Consider the following 14,381-nt stretch of genomic DNA (forward strand, 5'->3'; position numbering starts at 1 on the left):
ATTGCCTTATGAACACATTATTTTTATGAAAGGATTTCAACAATTTTTGTTGAAAAAAGGATTTTTAGACTTTTGATTTTAGGATTAAGAAGGTTTATGTTGAAATTTCATTTTTAAATATTTAGATTTGTTAAAAATCAGAGAAACAATGTCTAAAACTGTGCTATCATTACAAAATGCCGAAATATTCCAACGTGAAAATTTAGTGTTATCAAACGTAAATCTAACTTTAAATGAGGGCGATTTTGTGTATTTAATTGGGAAAACAGGTAGTGGGAAAAGTAGTTTAATGAAAACGTTATACGGTGATTTACCCTTAGAAAAAGGAAATGGAAGTATTGTTGGGTTTAACTTAAATACTTTAAAAGAAAAGGAAATTCCGTTTTTACGACGTAAACTTGGTATTGTTTTTCAGGATTTTAAATTGCTAAATGATAGAAATATTTTTGAAAATTTAAAGTTTGTTTTGAAGGCCACGGGTTGGAAAGACAACAACCAAATAAAAGCCAAAATTATGGAGGTTTTAACAAAGGTTGAAATGCAAACAAAAGATTTTAAAATGCCTTTTCAACTATCAGGTGGTGAGCAACAGCGTGTTGCTATAGCCAGAGCTTTATTAAATGATCCCGATTTAATTTTAGCCGATGAGCCAACAGGAAATTTAGATCCGGCAACTTCAGTAGATGTTATGCGCGTATTGCAAGATATTCATAAATCAGGTAAAACCATACTAATGGCAACACATGATTATGCGTTAATTTTAAAATTTCCTTATAAAACTATTAAATGTGAAGGAGGAGAGCTTTTTGAAGTGGTTCAGCAAAAAAGTACTACCTAAAACATACTTTGTTAGTTTTTGAACCTTTTATAAGTAAGATAATAAATATTTACTGCTAAAATAAAAACATTGGTTATAATAATTGGCCAAGATGTCTCTAACATTACACCGTAAATTATAAATAAAACAGCACCTACTGAATTAATGGTTCTTAAAGTGTGCACATTTTTCATCATAAATGAAATCATAAGTGCAATGGATGCTAAGTAGCCTACCCATTCAGTAATCTCTATTCCTAAAAACATATTATTAAAATTTTGGGGAACAAATATAGGTATAAAAGAAATAGGGACGCTCTATAAAAAAAGAAACCTCACTCTTTTAGGAGTGAGGAAAATTGCTATGAAAAAGATGATAAACATATTGCTATGTTTACCGGTACAAATATACGTACTTATTTAAGGTGAATTTTATTTTTAATGTTAAATTTTTCTAAAAATAGATATGAAAGCGTTTTTTATTGCTTTTAGAATATTTTAAGATTATTGAATCGTAATATCTTAATTTACAGTGAATTGATTTTTATTTTTTAGTTGAATTTAAAGCTGTTTGTATATTTTTTTGTGGATTTCAGTTATTTTTTTATCATAATTATCATTGTTTTTAGTTAATTTTTATGGAGTTGACAATTATCATATAATTAGAATGTTTTTCATATTATATTTGAACGTTGATAAAATACAACCTCAAATTCATTTTATCAACATTCTTTTTCATAGCAATTTTCCCATCTCTACGAGATGGGTTTTTTTATGCCTAAAATTAAGCGAAATTTTAATTTAGTAAATTTACAGCTGCCTTAAATTCATTTTAAAAACATTCTTTTTCATAGCAATTTTCCCATCAATTTTGTGTTCATAAGGCATAATTTGGTTCCCTAACGGTTGCCGTGTAATTGTAAAGCCTTTGAAAATCAAAATATTTTAATGCTTCGTTTTTTATATTGAATTTTAGGTATAGCTTGTTTATTTAGTGTTTAATATACAGTATACAATCTTCCACTTTTACATTTAACGTTAAACTTTATTATTTTAAAATCATTATTTTTTGCCCATTTTATTTTCTCTAGTCTGTCATCATAAACATAACTTTTAATTTTATGATTAAGTAAAAAAGTGTTTCGGTAATTATTTAATTCATAATCTAGTTCATTTTCCATGTATTTTGATGCTGTTACATCATTCGGTCTTGTATTTGAATTAAAAACATTGGAAATAAACATGGTTTTTGTTTCATGGTTTAAATTGTATACGCAATAATACAAATCAGCATTATTTTTACTACTTGATTTAAAGCTCATAAAAGCTAAAGAGGTAATAATAAGTAGCACTATTGTATAAATTGAATTTTTCATAATTGTATTTTTAAAATGTATTCTTTTGTACTTTTGGTTTTTCTTTTGCTCCGCAAAGCTTAGCTAGGTGTTTTAAAGCTTTTAAAAAGCGCTTTTTATCTTCAGATGAAGTTGACTCCTTGAATCCCAGCCAACGACTGTCTGTATTATAATTATCTTCAAGATCAATAACTTTGTTTTTAACGCACTTTTCATTAAAGGTAATTATAATTTTATCTTCATCTTCAATAAGATGAATATTTTCAGTGTATACTTTGCCTAAACAATCAAAACTTACTGCACTTATATAAGCAAGTTTTCCATTACTAACCTTATTAGATGTAAGAGTAAAACTGTCTTGATTCATTTCATACCCCGTTTTATGGGGAGTACTCTCATTTTTATTTAACATATCAAAACCATATTCGTTAAACCAAAAAATAGTTTCTTCCTTTGTTTGCGCATTTAAATTTCCTAATCCAATAAATAGGGTAATAATTAATAGTAATTTTTTCATTTGTTTTTTAAAATTAAAATAGAATTAGGTTTTTTATGACAGCTTTTATCGATAATTCATCTAAAACTTGTTTTCAATGGCTAATTTATTTTCTCTCCTAACTTCAATATTAAGTATCTTAAATAAGTGATCAAAAGCATTGTAAGTTCTTTTGGCTGTTTCCTTATCTGAAAATCGAATGAGGTTAAAATACCCAAAAGAAATTTCAACATATACAGCATAGCAAGAACAATAAGTATTATAATAAATTTTTAAAGCTGTATTCTCGTTGAATTTTGTAATAACCGGATCTGTTTCCTCGCTATCATACGTCCTTGAATAAATAATTTGTTTTTTATTCGAGTCTATATTGATTGATGTTACATTATACTTTTCACTATTAATTTGCCTTGATAAGGCAATTTCATTAATCCAATTAATAGTTTCTTCTAATGTGGCATCAGATTGCGCATTTACATTTCCTAACCCAATAAATAGGGTGATAATTAATAGTAATTTTTTCACTTGTTTTTTAAATTTCAATATTTATAATTTTATAACCATCTGCTTCTACAGATTTTTTTAACGCTTCTCTTAAATCTATAAACCTTTTTTTACGTTCTTGTAAGCTTCCGTTATTTAAACTGCTTTTTAAATACACAAACTCACTACTGGCTTCCCAATTTAAATTGCTGTCTTTAGGTAAAAACACTAAACGCTGTTTTGGTGTAAGGTAGCTAAACAAATCATTATTTACTTTTATCATAAATTTTGCAGAGTTTGGTGTCATCAATTCTTGCGCACCTCTGGTCCATTTCCAAGAATCTCCACTTTTTTCAATTACATTAGGCTCATAGTAAATATTACTTAAAAAAGCTTTTTTATAATCTGCAGATTTAGTAAAGTGCATCACAAACGTACCTTGTAGTTGAGGCGGTAATAATTCAGCATTTTTTATACTCTCACTATTGCATCCCCAAACACGAACAGTAATATTTGTTGCGCCGCGTAGACTAGCTTCTTTACGTGCTATTTTTTCTGCTTCTTGTTTTGTGTTAGCGTACCCATAACCGTATAAACCAGGATTGTCTTTGTCTACAACATAAACGGCACAGCCGCCGTTAAACCATAATACCGTATGGCAATTATTACCTCCATTTTTTTCACACTCAGATATGGCTTTTTTATTTGCTTGTGTTTGTGTGTTGTAGTTTACAGCCCAGCCATATTGGTTGCCATTAATTGCATCTATTGCTAAACTTCCATATTGTCCTTCTTGTGCTAATATAGTTATTGAATAAAAAAGTGATAAGAATAAAAAGCCTTTTAGTTGAATTAGTTTTTTCATTTTGTTGTCTATTTTATTATAGTAAAATTATATAATAGCAGAAAGTAGTCAATACCCAATTGTTGGTATATTTAACTTGTAAAATGTACCTATCCTTAGTAAGAAGTAATAATGTAAAAAATATCTATGTAGTTTATTTAAAAACGAATAGTTCAGATGACATTGTGAATTTTATCAATTCGCCAATTGTGGTAAGATTCAATTTTTTTTTGATATTTTTTTTATGCTGTTCTACGGTATGTACGGAAATATTTAGTTCTTCAGCAATTTCTTTAGTTATTTTACCTGAAGATAATGTTACTAACACTTCTTTTTCTCGTGATGTTAATAGTTCTAATTTAGAAGTATTTTTGGCTTGTTTAGGTATTGCTGATGTTTGTTTATTAAAGTTTAAAATAGCTAAATTTATGGTAGCCATTAACTGGTTATTATTGTATGGCTTTAAAATGTAGGCAAAAGGCATTGTTTTTTCTGCACGAGTAACAATGTCAGTATCAGAGTAGGCTGTAAGATACACTACAGGTATTTTTTTTAATTTACTAAATTCTGTAATTATTTCAATGCCATCTTTTTTATCATTTAAATTAATGTCGGAGATTACTAAGTTGTAGGTGTTTTTTAAAAATAAGTCTAAAGCTTGGTTATAATTACGGGCATAATCTACTATAGCGAAGTTATTTTTACTTAATAAAACTTTTATGTCTTTGGCAATAATAAACTCATCTTCAATTAATAAGATTTTAAGCATTTAAAATAGAGGGATATAAATTAACGAGAAAGTTACTAATTAAATTGGAATTTTAATAATGTTTTTAGTGCCTTTTGTACTGTTTATTTCAATTGTGGCATTTAGTTGTTGTACCATTTCTCTTACTAATTCAATACCTAAAGAGCTAGTTTTCAAATCATTTTCTTGAGAATACCCTTTTCCATTATCACTAATTATAAGTATAATAAAAGAGTTTTTAATAGTACAATTTATAGTTAAGGTGTTTTCTGGATTAAATGTGTCAAAGGCATATTTAATAGTATTTGTAATTAATTCATTTAAAATTAAACCAATCATGGTTGTATTTACATTTTTAAGATAAGCGCTTGAAAGGTTGTAAGACAAGTTGAATTTTACTTGGTTATTGTCAGAAAAAGCATAAATAATACTGTTAGATAATTCTTTTATAAATGTATCTATTTTAATGTTTTCTTCTTCTATTGATATTTTATTTTCAATATGTGCAATTGCTAAAATTCTATTTTTAGCCATTTTTAGAGCGTTAACAGCTTGTGGGTTTTCTATGGTATTTGCTTGTATGTTTAGTAAACTTGAAATTATTTGAAGATTATTTTTTACACGGTGTGAAAGTTCTTTCATTAAAAAACGAATGCTATCCTGTTGCTGTTTAGATTCATTGTAAGCTTGTTTTATGTCTTCATTATTTTTTATAATTTCTAAAGTCCTTTCAGAAACTATTTTTTCTAATTTATGCTTGTCTCTTTTAAGTTTGTTTGTTTTATATAAATAAAATAAGATACCACTTAGTAAAAAAATGACAATAAAACTTAATCGAAATATAGTTGTTTGATACCAAGGAGGTATTATTGTAACTTCAATTACAGCTGGTTCCTGGTTCCAAACACCAACATCATTACTAGCTTTTACTTTAAAGGTGTATTTTCCCGGGTTTAAATTGGTGTAAGTGGTGCTTCTAAATGTTGTTATTGGTCTCCAATCATTATCAAACCCTTCCATTTTATAAGTATAATTACATTTCTCTGGGTTTAAATAATTTAATGCAGCAAACTTAAAAGTTAATACATTTTCGTTACTATTAAAATCTAATGATTTTTTGTAGAGTTCATTTTTTTTAATTGGTTTGTTAAATAGATCTACAGCTTCAATATAAACATTTGGTACAAATGGATTTTCTTTAATATCCTTTGCTTTAAAAATGTTTACACCAGATATTCCTCCAAAATAGAAGTTGTCAAATTCATCTTTGTAACTCGCTTTACCATTAAACTCGTTATTTTGTAATCCATCACTTGTTGTGTAATTTTTAAAAACGTTTGTTTTGGTATTTAAAACAGATATTCCAAAATTAGTACTTACCCAAATTGCATTGTTTTTTGCAATTAAAATGGAGTATATAAAGTCATTTGGCAAACCTTTTTGCTTATAATAAAGTGTGGTTTTATCAAGCGCTATATCTAATTTTGTTAAACCTACATTGGTGCCAATCCAAATGTTTCCATTTTTATCTTCTTTAATATTAAAAACTCTATTTCCACTTAATTTCGTGTCATCACCTTCATTGTTATAGTTTTTAATATCGCCAGATTTAGATATTTTATATACTCCTTGATCAGTACCAAGCCATATATTTTGTTTAGAATCTATTAAAGATGTTCTAGCTCTGTTAATTCTTTTTCCATTCAATAGAATTTCTTCAAAATGTTTGTTCTTTATACTAAATTTATGAATTCCACCAGCCCAAGTAGCAACCCAAAGCGTGTTATTATCAATAGGGATAATGTCTATAATATCATTATCGGGTAGGTTTGCTATTTTTTTAAACGAATCTGTATTGACATTGTATTTTAACAAACCACTTGTAAAACCACCAGCCCAAATAGTATTGTTTTTATCTTTTGAAATGGTATAAATTAATGGACTTTCTTTAGATTCATAAAGTTTAAATTTTTGGTTTTTATGGTTGTATTTTACAATTCCATGTTTTGTTCCTATCCATAAAGTAGAGTCTTTTCCTTTTAAGAATTGAAATGAACTTATATTGTTCATTAATGGATATTCTTTTAAAGATATTTTAAGTGTGTTAAATTTTTTTTGATATTGGTTGAAATGAAATAGTCCACCTCCGTCTGATCCAATCCATAGGTTTCCTTTATCATCATTAATAATTTTATTGATATCAATTTTTTCTTGGAGCTTATTTCCTTTTAGCTTTAAAACAAAAGGAGTGATGCTTTTTTTAGAAATAGTGTATAAAAATAATCCAGTATCTGTTCCAATATAAAACTTGTTGTTATCTAACTTGTTAAAACAGTTAATTTTAAAATTAAGCGTTGTTGTTTGTACTTGTTGTTTTAACGTATTGTAAGTAAATAGGCCTTTTTCAGTTCCTAAATAAATAATATTCTCTTTATTATACATACTTTGTATGTGATAATTAGTTAAAATATTTGTTTTTTTAATTGTATTAGTTTCAATGTTAAATTCTAAAATACCAAAAGAACTTCCTAGCCAATATTTATTTTTATCAATTTTTAAAATAGAAGAAATATAAGATTCTTTAACATTTTTGGGTAATTTTATAATAGTGCTTTTTTTTAGCTTTTTATTAAAAAGAATGAAATTATTTTTAACACTAAAAGCAATGTTGTCTTTGTTTAAAGGAATTACTTTATAACTAATATTTATATCTAAATCGTTCTTTAAAGGGTTGAAAAAGTGATTTTTTGAAGGGATAAAACCTGTAATTCCGTTTGAGTTTGTTGCTATCCAAAGTGTGTCGTTTGTAAACAGTAAACTTCTTTGATGATCATCTTTTATTGAGGTGCTATCTAAAGGATTGTGTAAATATGTACTAAACTCGTACCCGTTAAATTTGTGTAAACCATCTTCGGTTCCAACCCATAAATAGCCTAATTTATCTAAAGCCATATCTTTTACATTTAATTGTAAAAGACCATGTTCCTGACCAATATAATTGACATGAATTGTATCAGTAGAACTCATTATTTGAGAGTATAAACAATTAGTAAAGAGTACTAAAAAGAGTACTAAAAATCTTTTCATTAAATAGAGACTTGAAAATAAAAAGTCAAGATAGTAAAATTAAGCAAACAAAAAATACCAACAATTAGGTATTGCCCTAAAATTAGATTTATTCAATATTTGTTTGAATTTGAAAATTATTTAAAATTATGAAAAAATTAATACTTGTAATTGCCTTATTTATAGGGGTAACAAACATAAACGCTCAAAGAATTTATGGTATAAAACACACGGTTGAAGCCAATGAATATGGAAATTGGTCTTTAATAGTAACTCCCAATCAGTTTCATGCACATGAACCAAAAACTACAGAGATTGAAGGTATTTATGCAATATTAGTTTGTTTTACAGTGAAAGGGAAGCAAACTCAAAAATATATTGATTGTACTAAAGACTTTGTAGAGGAAGGGGAAAAGCGTGTGTATTTAGCGAGTAGTTATAAGAAAAGGAATGAAATTAATATTAAAAAGGTTACATTTTTTAGAAGAGATGAACCTAGAGAAAATTGGCCTAAAAAAGATTGTTATTAATTGAAACTCCTAAAGATATTTATTCTATAGATTCAATTACTAATCAACGTTATATTTCAGAAAATCAATCAATCCTTTGTTTGAGCCTTAATAAACAAAGGATTAAAAAGGAAAATAGTGGAGACGCCGGGAATCGAACCCGGGTCCAAACAAGCAACCAAAGTGGTTTCTACATGCTTAGTTTTCAATTGGTTTTCGATTTAAAGCTGACCGAAAACAGCCCACTTTAAACTTAGTTTCTTTAGTTTCAAAATACCAACGAAACAATGGTATTTCTATGTTAACATTTACGATGCCCTATAATTGATCGCCGCTAACCAAGGCTATCAGGGGGCATTTAGCTTGCACACCTTGTGTGCCGAGGCTCATCCTACTATAATTCAGATTAAGCAGCTAAAGCGTAGTTATCTTCGCCGTTTAAAAAGTTGAAATAGAGATTAACGAGTGCAATTTCATAACTCGACATGCTTCCAGTTTAATTGACCTTGCAGTCAAAACCAGTCGTCCCCAATAAATCAATGAACTATTCCTTAAAATAAGGATGGCAAATGTATAAAAAAATCTCCCAAATTAATTATTTGTGTGTTCCTTTAATTCACAATATATTAGTTGCAAAATTTATACCAAATATAATATGAAGATAGGAATTATTAAAGAGTGGAAAATGCCAGCTGATAGACGTGTGGTTTTGTCACCTGCAGAGTGTGAAAAATTAGTAAAAGAGTTTCCTGATCTTGAAATTAAAGTAGAAAGTTCAAACGATAGAGTTTTTTCTGATAATGAATACACTGAGAAAGGGTTTGAAGTGGTTGATGATGTTTCAGATTGTGATGTTCTTTTAGGTGTAAAAGAGGTATTAAAAGAAAAATTAATTCCTAATAAAAAGTATTTTTTCTTTTCACATACTATAAAAAAACAAGCATATAATCGCGATTTATTGCAAGAAGTGTTGGCTAAAAATATTGAGTTATATGATCACGAAGTAATTGTAAATAAAAATAACACAAGGTTAGTTGCCTTTGGAAGATATGCTGGTATTGTGGGTGCTTACAATGGTTTTAGAACCTACGGTTTGAAGTTTAATTTATTTAATTTACCTAAAGCAACAGAACTTCATAACCAAAAAATGCTGATTCAAGAGCTAAATAAAATTCAATTACCAAACATTAAAATTGTACTTACAGGTAAAGGTCGTGTAAGCAACGGGGCAAAAGAAATGCTTGATGGTATGAATATACGTGAAGTAACCGTAAATGAGTATTTAAATGAGCGTTTTAACGAACCTGTTTATGTGCAAATTGATGTGTTAGATTACAATATTAGAAAAGATGGTCAAGTAAAAAACGAGCAAGATTTTTTTGATAATGCTAAAGAGTATAATAGTAATTTTATGCGCTTTGCCAAAGTGTCAGATATGTATATTGCTTGTCATTTCTACGGAAGCGGTTCGCCTTATATTTTCACACGCGATGATGCAAAATCTGAAGATTTTAATATAAAAGTAGTAGCTGATATAAGTTGTGATATTGATGGACCAGTTGCTTCAACCATTCGTCCGTCAATTATTGCAAGACCAATTTATGGATATTTGGCAAAAAGCGAACAAGAAGTTGATTTTAGAAAACCTAGTGCTATTGCAGTTATGGCTGTAGATAATTTGCCTTGTGAATTACCTAAAGATGCTTCTGAAGGTTTTGGTAAAAGCTTTTCAGAACATGTAATTCCAGCTTTTTTCAATAATGATAAAGATGGCATTTTACAACGTGCAAGAATGACACAAAACGGAAAATTAACTGAACGTTTTAGTTATTTGCAAGATTTTGTTGATGGAAAATAATCAACAACATTCTTTAGAAGTTTTAGCAAATACTAAAATGCCTTTTGGAAAATTTAAAGGTAGGTATTTAATTGATTTACCCGAACATTATATTGTTTGGTACAATAACAAAGGATTTCCAAAAGGTAAATTAGGAAATCAATTGCAGTTGGTTTATGAATTAAAACTAAACGGATTGGAAGATTTGGTGAGAAAGCTTAGAACTTTTAAAACCTAGTTTTCTTCTTATAAATATTGAAGTAGTTTTTAATTTATAAATAAATTGAACAATAATTCATCTAATTAAATAAAATTGTTTGATACAAATTAATTAAATGTTTTCCAAAAATTGTACCAAATTTTAAATAAACCGAAACAAAAATTAATTAGAATTCACAAAAAAAAGATTTGAGCAACTAAATTAATAATTGTTCTAATATCTGTAAAGTCTTGTAAAATAATCATATTCTAACGTTATAGGTTATATTTTACTTTCAATTAAGTAAAAATATAAAGGCTAAATAACTTTTCAACATAAAAATGTTAATTACTAATTGTAGTAAAAGACCAAATAGGTTTATTTATTCAATAATTTTATTCGCACAAAATCAAACCACTTTAAACGAATAAAAAAAATGACAGAAGAATTAGTGATCCCGAAGATTTACGAATATAATGAGGTATTAGAGAGTTGTTTAGCCTACTTTAAAGGAGATGAGTTAGCTGCAACCACATGGATGAATAAATACGCCGTGAAAACTAATAAAGGTGAATTTTTAGAAGCTACACCTGATCAAATGCATAAAAGAATGGCTGTTGAATTTGGAAGAATTGAACAGAATTATAAAGGCAAAGAATTAAGTGTTGAAGGACTTTCAGAATACGGGAAAACACGTGATTTTTTATCAGAAGAAGGTATTTATGGTTTATTTAAAGATTTTAAATACATTATTCCTCAAGGAAGTGTTATGTCTTCTTTAGGAAATAAAAATGTAATTGCTTCTTTATCTAACTGTGTGGTTGTTCCACCTGTATATGACTCTTATGGAGGAATTTTTCATACGGATGAGCAATTAGCACAATTGTTTAAAAGAAGATGTGGAGTTGGAGTTGATTTATCAAATTTACGACCAAGAGGAGCTCAGGTTTCAAACTCAGCGGGTTCAACAACAGGTGCGGTTTCTTTTATGGATCGTTTTTCAAATACAACACGTGAAGTTGCTCAAAACGGTAGAAGAGGTGCTTTAATGCTTACAATGGATATTGCACATCCAGATATTGAAGAGTTTGTGACAATTAAACAAGATTTATCAAAAATTACAGGCGCAAATATTTCATTACGTTTATCAGATGAGTTTATGAAAGCCGTAGTAAATGATGATGAATATACCTTACGTTGGCCAATTGAAAGCGAAACACCTACGTATACAAAAACAATAAAAGCTAAAGAATTATGGGAAACAATTATTAAATGTGCTCATAATACAGCTGAACCAGGTTTAATTTTTTGGGATCGTCAGCACCATTATTCAACATCTTCAATTTACCCAGGATTTAAAAATAGCTCTACCAATCCTTGTTCTGAAATAGCAATGCAAGGTGGTGATAGTTGTAGATTAATTGCAATCAACTTATTTAGCTTTGTAGATAAACCATTTTCAAAAGAAGCTTCATTTGATTTTGAGAAGTTTTACAAAGTGGTGTATGAATCTCAACGATTGATGGATGATTTAGTAGATTTAGAGTTAGAAGCAGTTAATAAAATTTTCAACAAAATAAGTCAAGATAAAGAGCCAGATGCAATTAAGCAAGTTGAAATTGATACTTGGAAATTATTATATGACACTGGTAAAAAAGGAAGACGTACTGGTTTAGGATTTACAGCTCTAGCTGATGCAATGGCAGCATTGGGTAAAAAATTTGATACAGATGAAGCTATTGCTGTGGTTGATGAAATTATGAAAACCAAGTTAAAAGGTGAATTTGATAGTAGCATTGATATGGCCATTACAAGAGGGCAGTTTGATGCGTTTGATACAGCTATTGAAAACGAATCAGAATTTGTTCAAATGGTTGAATCAGAATTTCCAGATGTTTACGAAAGAATGATGAAATATGGAAGAAGAAATATTTCTATTAGTACCGTAGCACCTACAGGAAGTTTAAGTATGTTAGCTCAAACATCTTCAGGTATTGAACCAGTATTTTTATTATCATACAAACGAAGAAGAAAAGTAAATCAAGAAGATCCAAAAGCTAAAATAGCTTATGTTGATGATATGGGAGACGCTTTTGAAGAGTTTGAAGTTTACCACGCGAAGTTAAAACAATGGATGGAAGTTACTGGTGAAACAGACATTAGTGAAAGTCCGTACGCAGGAGCAACAGCTCCAGAAATTGACTGGGAAAAACGTATTGAAATGCAAGCATTAGTTCAAAAATACACAACGCATTCAATTAGCTCAACAATTAATTTAGCAAAAGATGTTCCGGTTGATTTAGTAGGTGATATTTATATTGAATCTTGGAAAAAAGGATTGAAAGGAATTACCGTTTATAGAGATGGTTCTCGAAGTGGAATTTTAGTAGCAAGCGATGATAAAGCTAAAACTAAAAAATTAGATGACTGTTTTGCTGAAACTATTTTCCCTAAAAGACCAAAGAAAATTGAAGCAAAAGTTGTTCGTTTTCAAAATGATTATGAAAAATGGGTAGCTGTTGTAGGTTTAATTAATAACCGACCATACGAAATATTTACGGGTAAATTAGAAGATGCATTTTTATTGCCAACTTGGTTAGAACAAGGTTGGGTACTTAAAAATAAAGATGAAGAAGGTGGTTCTCGTTACGATTTCCAATTTGAAGATAAACAAGGTTATAAAGTTACTTTAGAAGGGTTATCAAGAACTTTTGATAAAGAATACTGGAATTATGCCAAATTAATTTCGGGTGTATTACGTCACGGAATGCCAATTCCCTATGTAGTTGATTTGGTGAATAATTTAAATATGTACGATACGAATATCAATACTTGGAAAAACGGTATTGCGCGTACCTTAAAACAATTTGTTTTAGATGGTACACAAGCTGCAGATAAAAAATGTGCGGTGTGTGGAGATCCTGAAGGACTAATTTATGAAGAAGGTTGTTTAAAATGTAAAAACTGTGGAGACACTAAATGTGGATAAGTTTTAAATATATTTAACTCAAAAAAAATCCCTGTAAAATTATTTACAGGGATTTTTTTTGAGTTAAAACAACAACTAAAATTTATTAATTGTTTTTCTAATGGCTACTAAATTTGTTAATAAGCCTTCTAAATATTGTAAATCTAGCATATTTGCACCATCACTTTTTGCAGTAGAAGGATCAAAATGTGTTTCTAAAAATAAGCCATCAACACCAACAACAACACCAGCTCTGGCAATTGTTTCAATCATATCTGGTCTTCCTCCTGTAACACCACTTGTTTGATTTGGCTGTTGTAAAGAATGTGTAACATCTAAAATGGTTGGTGCAAATTGTTGCATTTCAGGAATACCTCTAAAATCAACAATCATATCTTGATAACCAAACATAGTTCCTCTATCTGTTATCCAAGCTTTTTCATTACCAGCATCTTTTACTTTTTGAACAGCGTGTTGCATTGCCCCCGGACTCATAAATTGTCCTTTCTTTAAATTTACCACTTTTCCTGTTTTTGCAGCAGCAACTACTAAATCGGTTTGGCGAACTAAAAAAGCAGGTATTTGTAATACATCTACATATTCAGCAGCCTTGTTAGCATCTTCATTTGTATGAATATCTGTAACTGTAGGTACGTTAAATGTTTCTGAAACTTTACGAAGTATTTTCAATGCTTTTTCATCTCCAATTCCTGTAAAACTATCAATTCTACTTCTGTTGGCTTTTTTAAAACTACCTTTAAAAACAAACGGAATTTTTAAAGTATCCGTTACCTTTAAAATATGTTCTGCAATGCGTAAAGCCATTGCTTCACTTTCAATTGCACACGGTCCGGCAAGTAAAAAAAAGTTGTTACTATCTGTATGTTTTATATTTGGAATTAGATTTAAATTCATTTTTTTCTGTTTTTTATGCAAAGGTAGTTTTTAAAGTTGAATTGATAAAACACAACAAATGGCATATAATGAATTGGACGTAAAACGTCAACCTGAATTTATTTCAGGTTCTCATCCAGATTTCTAATTATTAATTATGTGATTC

The 14,381-nt window shown here is 28.8% G+C and carries 13 protein-coding genes and 1 other RNA gene; 5 read left to right on the forward strand and 9 right to left on the reverse strand.

Annotation, left to right across the window (positions count from 1 at the left end; translation table 11 throughout):
• The first annotated feature begins 148 nt into the window (after positions 1–148).
• Complete coding sequence (locus ACFQ5N_RS06695) at positions 149–838, forward strand: cell division ATP-binding protein FtsE (protein WP_386808717.1); 690 nt, start codon at positions 149–151, stop codon at positions 836–838.
• Positions 839–849: 11 nt separating this feature from the next.
• Here ACFQ5N_RS06695 and ACFQ5N_RS06700 read toward each other — a convergent pair whose 3' ends face one another.
• From ACFQ5N_RS06700 to ACFQ5N_RS06730, 7 genes are all read right to left on the reverse strand, one after another.
• Entirely contained in the window at positions 850–1,083 is a 234-nt protein-coding gene (locus ACFQ5N_RS06700) for a uroporphyrinogen decarboxylase (RefSeq protein WP_386808718.1), read from the reverse strand.
• Positions 1,084–1,814: 731 nt separating this feature from the next.
• Positions 1,815–2,192, reverse strand: a complete 378-nt coding sequence (locus tag ACFQ5N_RS06705) for a hypothetical protein (protein WP_386808719.1) — start codon at positions 2,190–2,192, stop codon at positions 1,815–1,817.
• A 10-nt stretch (positions 2,193–2,202) separates the two neighbouring features.
• Entirely contained in the window at positions 2,203–2,688 is a 486-nt protein-coding gene (locus ACFQ5N_RS06710) for a hypothetical protein (RefSeq protein WP_386808720.1), read from the reverse strand.
• 60 nt (positions 2,689–2,748) lie between these two features.
• Entirely contained in the window at positions 2,749–3,192 is a 444-nt protein-coding gene (locus ACFQ5N_RS06715) for a hypothetical protein (protein WP_386808721.1), read from the reverse strand.
• Positions 3,193–3,199: 7 nt separating this feature from the next.
• The gene (locus ACFQ5N_RS06720; RefSeq protein ID WP_386808722.1) at positions 3,200–4,015 is read right to left on the reverse strand and encodes a DUF4189 domain-containing protein; all 816 of its coding nucleotides are present in this window, start codon (positions 4,013–4,015) and stop codon (positions 3,200–3,202) included.
• Between the two features lie 133 nt (positions 4,016–4,148).
• Positions 4,149–4,763: a response regulator transcription factor gene (locus ACFQ5N_RS06725; RefSeq protein ID WP_386808723.1), complete on the reverse strand. Its 615-nt coding sequence runs from the start codon at positions 4,761–4,763 to the stop codon at positions 4,149–4,151.
• A 39-nt stretch (positions 4,764–4,802) separates the two neighbouring features.
• On the reverse strand, positions 4,803–7,769 hold the full coding sequence (locus tag ACFQ5N_RS06730; protein ID WP_386808724.1) for a ligand-binding sensor domain-containing protein: 2,967 nt from the start codon (positions 7,767–7,769) through the stop codon (positions 4,803–4,805).
• Between the two features lie 188 nt (positions 7,770–7,957).
• Here ACFQ5N_RS06730 and ACFQ5N_RS06735 point away from each other — a divergent pair, with 188 nt between their 5' ends.
• Positions 7,958–8,338, forward strand: a complete 381-nt coding sequence (locus ACFQ5N_RS06735) for a hypothetical protein (protein WP_386808725.1) — start codon at positions 7,958–7,960, stop codon at positions 8,336–8,338.
• A 115-nt stretch (positions 8,339–8,453) separates the two neighbouring features.
• Here the strand turns inward: ACFQ5N_RS06735 and ssrA are convergent.
• Positions 8,454–8,847: a transfer-messenger RNA gene (ssrA, locus tag ACFQ5N_RS06740) on the reverse strand.
• A gap of 125 nt (positions 8,848–8,972) precedes the next feature.
• Between ssrA and ACFQ5N_RS06745 the strand changes: the two genes are divergently transcribed.
• The 3 genes from ACFQ5N_RS06745 to ACFQ5N_RS06755 all read left to right on the forward strand — a co-directional run bounded on the left by ACFQ5N_RS06745 (position 8,973) and on the right by ACFQ5N_RS06755 (position 13,342).
• The gene (locus ACFQ5N_RS06745; protein WP_386808726.1) at positions 8,973–10,175 is read left to right on the forward strand and encodes an NAD(P)-dependent oxidoreductase; all 1,203 of its coding nucleotides are present in this window, start codon (positions 8,973–8,975) and stop codon (positions 10,173–10,175) included.
• A complete protein-coding gene (locus ACFQ5N_RS06750; protein ID WP_386808727.1) occupies positions 10,165–10,392 on the forward strand; it encodes a DUF3820 family protein in 228 nt (75 codons plus the stop codon). The genes ACFQ5N_RS06745 and ACFQ5N_RS06750 overlap by 11 nt, the downstream gene beginning before the upstream one ends.
• Before the next feature lie 397 nt (positions 10,393–10,789).
• Positions 10,790–13,342: an adenosylcobalamin-dependent ribonucleoside-diphosphate reductase gene (locus ACFQ5N_RS06755; protein ID WP_386808728.1), complete on the forward strand. Its 2,553-nt coding sequence runs from the start codon at positions 10,790–10,792 to the stop codon at positions 13,340–13,342.
• Positions 13,343–13,417: 75 nt separating this feature from the next.
• Here the strand turns inward: ACFQ5N_RS06755 and kdsA are convergent, their stop codons facing one another.
• Entirely contained in the window at positions 13,418–14,236 is an 819-nt protein-coding gene (gene kdsA / locus ACFQ5N_RS06760; protein WP_386808729.1) for a 3-deoxy-8-phosphooctulonate synthase, read from the reverse strand.
• Between the last annotated feature and the right edge of the window lie 145 nt (positions 14,237–14,381).

It is taken from the genome of Lutibacter holmesii, assembly GCF_042679665.1.
Lineage (GTDB): Bacteria > Bacteroidota > Bacteroidia > Flavobacteriales > Flavobacteriaceae > Lutibacter > Lutibacter holmesii.

What these genes read in the sequence shown, in the direction of transcription:
- ACFQ5N_RS06695 (WP_386808717.1), top strand. Translation starts at nt 149, where the DNA reads ATGTCTAAAACTGTGCTATCATTACAAAATGCCGAAATATTCCAACGT.
- ACFQ5N_RS06700 (WP_386808718.1), bottom strand. Translation starts at nt 1,083, where the DNA reads ATGTTTTTAGGAATAGAGATTACTGAATGGGTAGGCTACTTAGCATCC.
- ACFQ5N_RS06705 (WP_386808719.1), bottom strand. Translation starts at nt 2,192, where the DNA reads ATGAAAAATTCAATTTATACAATAGTGCTACTTATTATTACCTCTTTA.
- ACFQ5N_RS06710 (WP_386808720.1), bottom strand. Translation starts at nt 2,688, where the DNA reads ATGAAAAAATTACTATTAATTATTACCCTATTTATTGGATTAGGAAAT.
- ACFQ5N_RS06720 (WP_386808722.1), bottom strand. Translation starts at nt 4,015, where the DNA reads ATGAAAAAACTAATTCAACTAAAAGGCTTTTTATTCTTATCACTTTTT.
- ACFQ5N_RS06725 (WP_386808723.1), bottom strand. Translation starts at nt 4,763, where the DNA reads ATGCTTAAAATCTTATTAATTGAAGATGAGTTTATTATTGCCAAAGAC.
- ACFQ5N_RS06730 (WP_386808724.1), bottom strand. Translation starts at nt 7,769, where the DNA reads ATGAGTTCTACTGATACAATTCATGTCAATTATATTGGTCAGGAACAT.
- ACFQ5N_RS06735 (WP_386808725.1), top strand. Translation starts at nt 7,958, where the DNA reads ATGAAAAAATTAATACTTGTAATTGCCTTATTTATAGGGGTAACAAAC.
- ACFQ5N_RS06745 (WP_386808726.1), top strand. Translation starts at nt 8,973, where the DNA reads ATGAAGATAGGAATTATTAAAGAGTGGAAAATGCCAGCTGATAGACGT.
- ACFQ5N_RS06750 (WP_386808727.1), top strand. Translation starts at nt 10,165, where the DNA reads ATGGAAAATAATCAACAACATTCTTTAGAAGTTTTAGCAAATACTAAA.
- ACFQ5N_RS06755 (WP_386808728.1), top strand. Translation starts at nt 10,790, where the DNA reads ATGACAGAAGAATTAGTGATCCCGAAGATTTACGAATATAATGAGGTA.
- kdsA (WP_386808729.1), bottom strand. Translation starts at nt 14,236, where the DNA reads ATGAATTTAAATCTAATTCCAAATATAAAACATACAGATAGTAACAAC.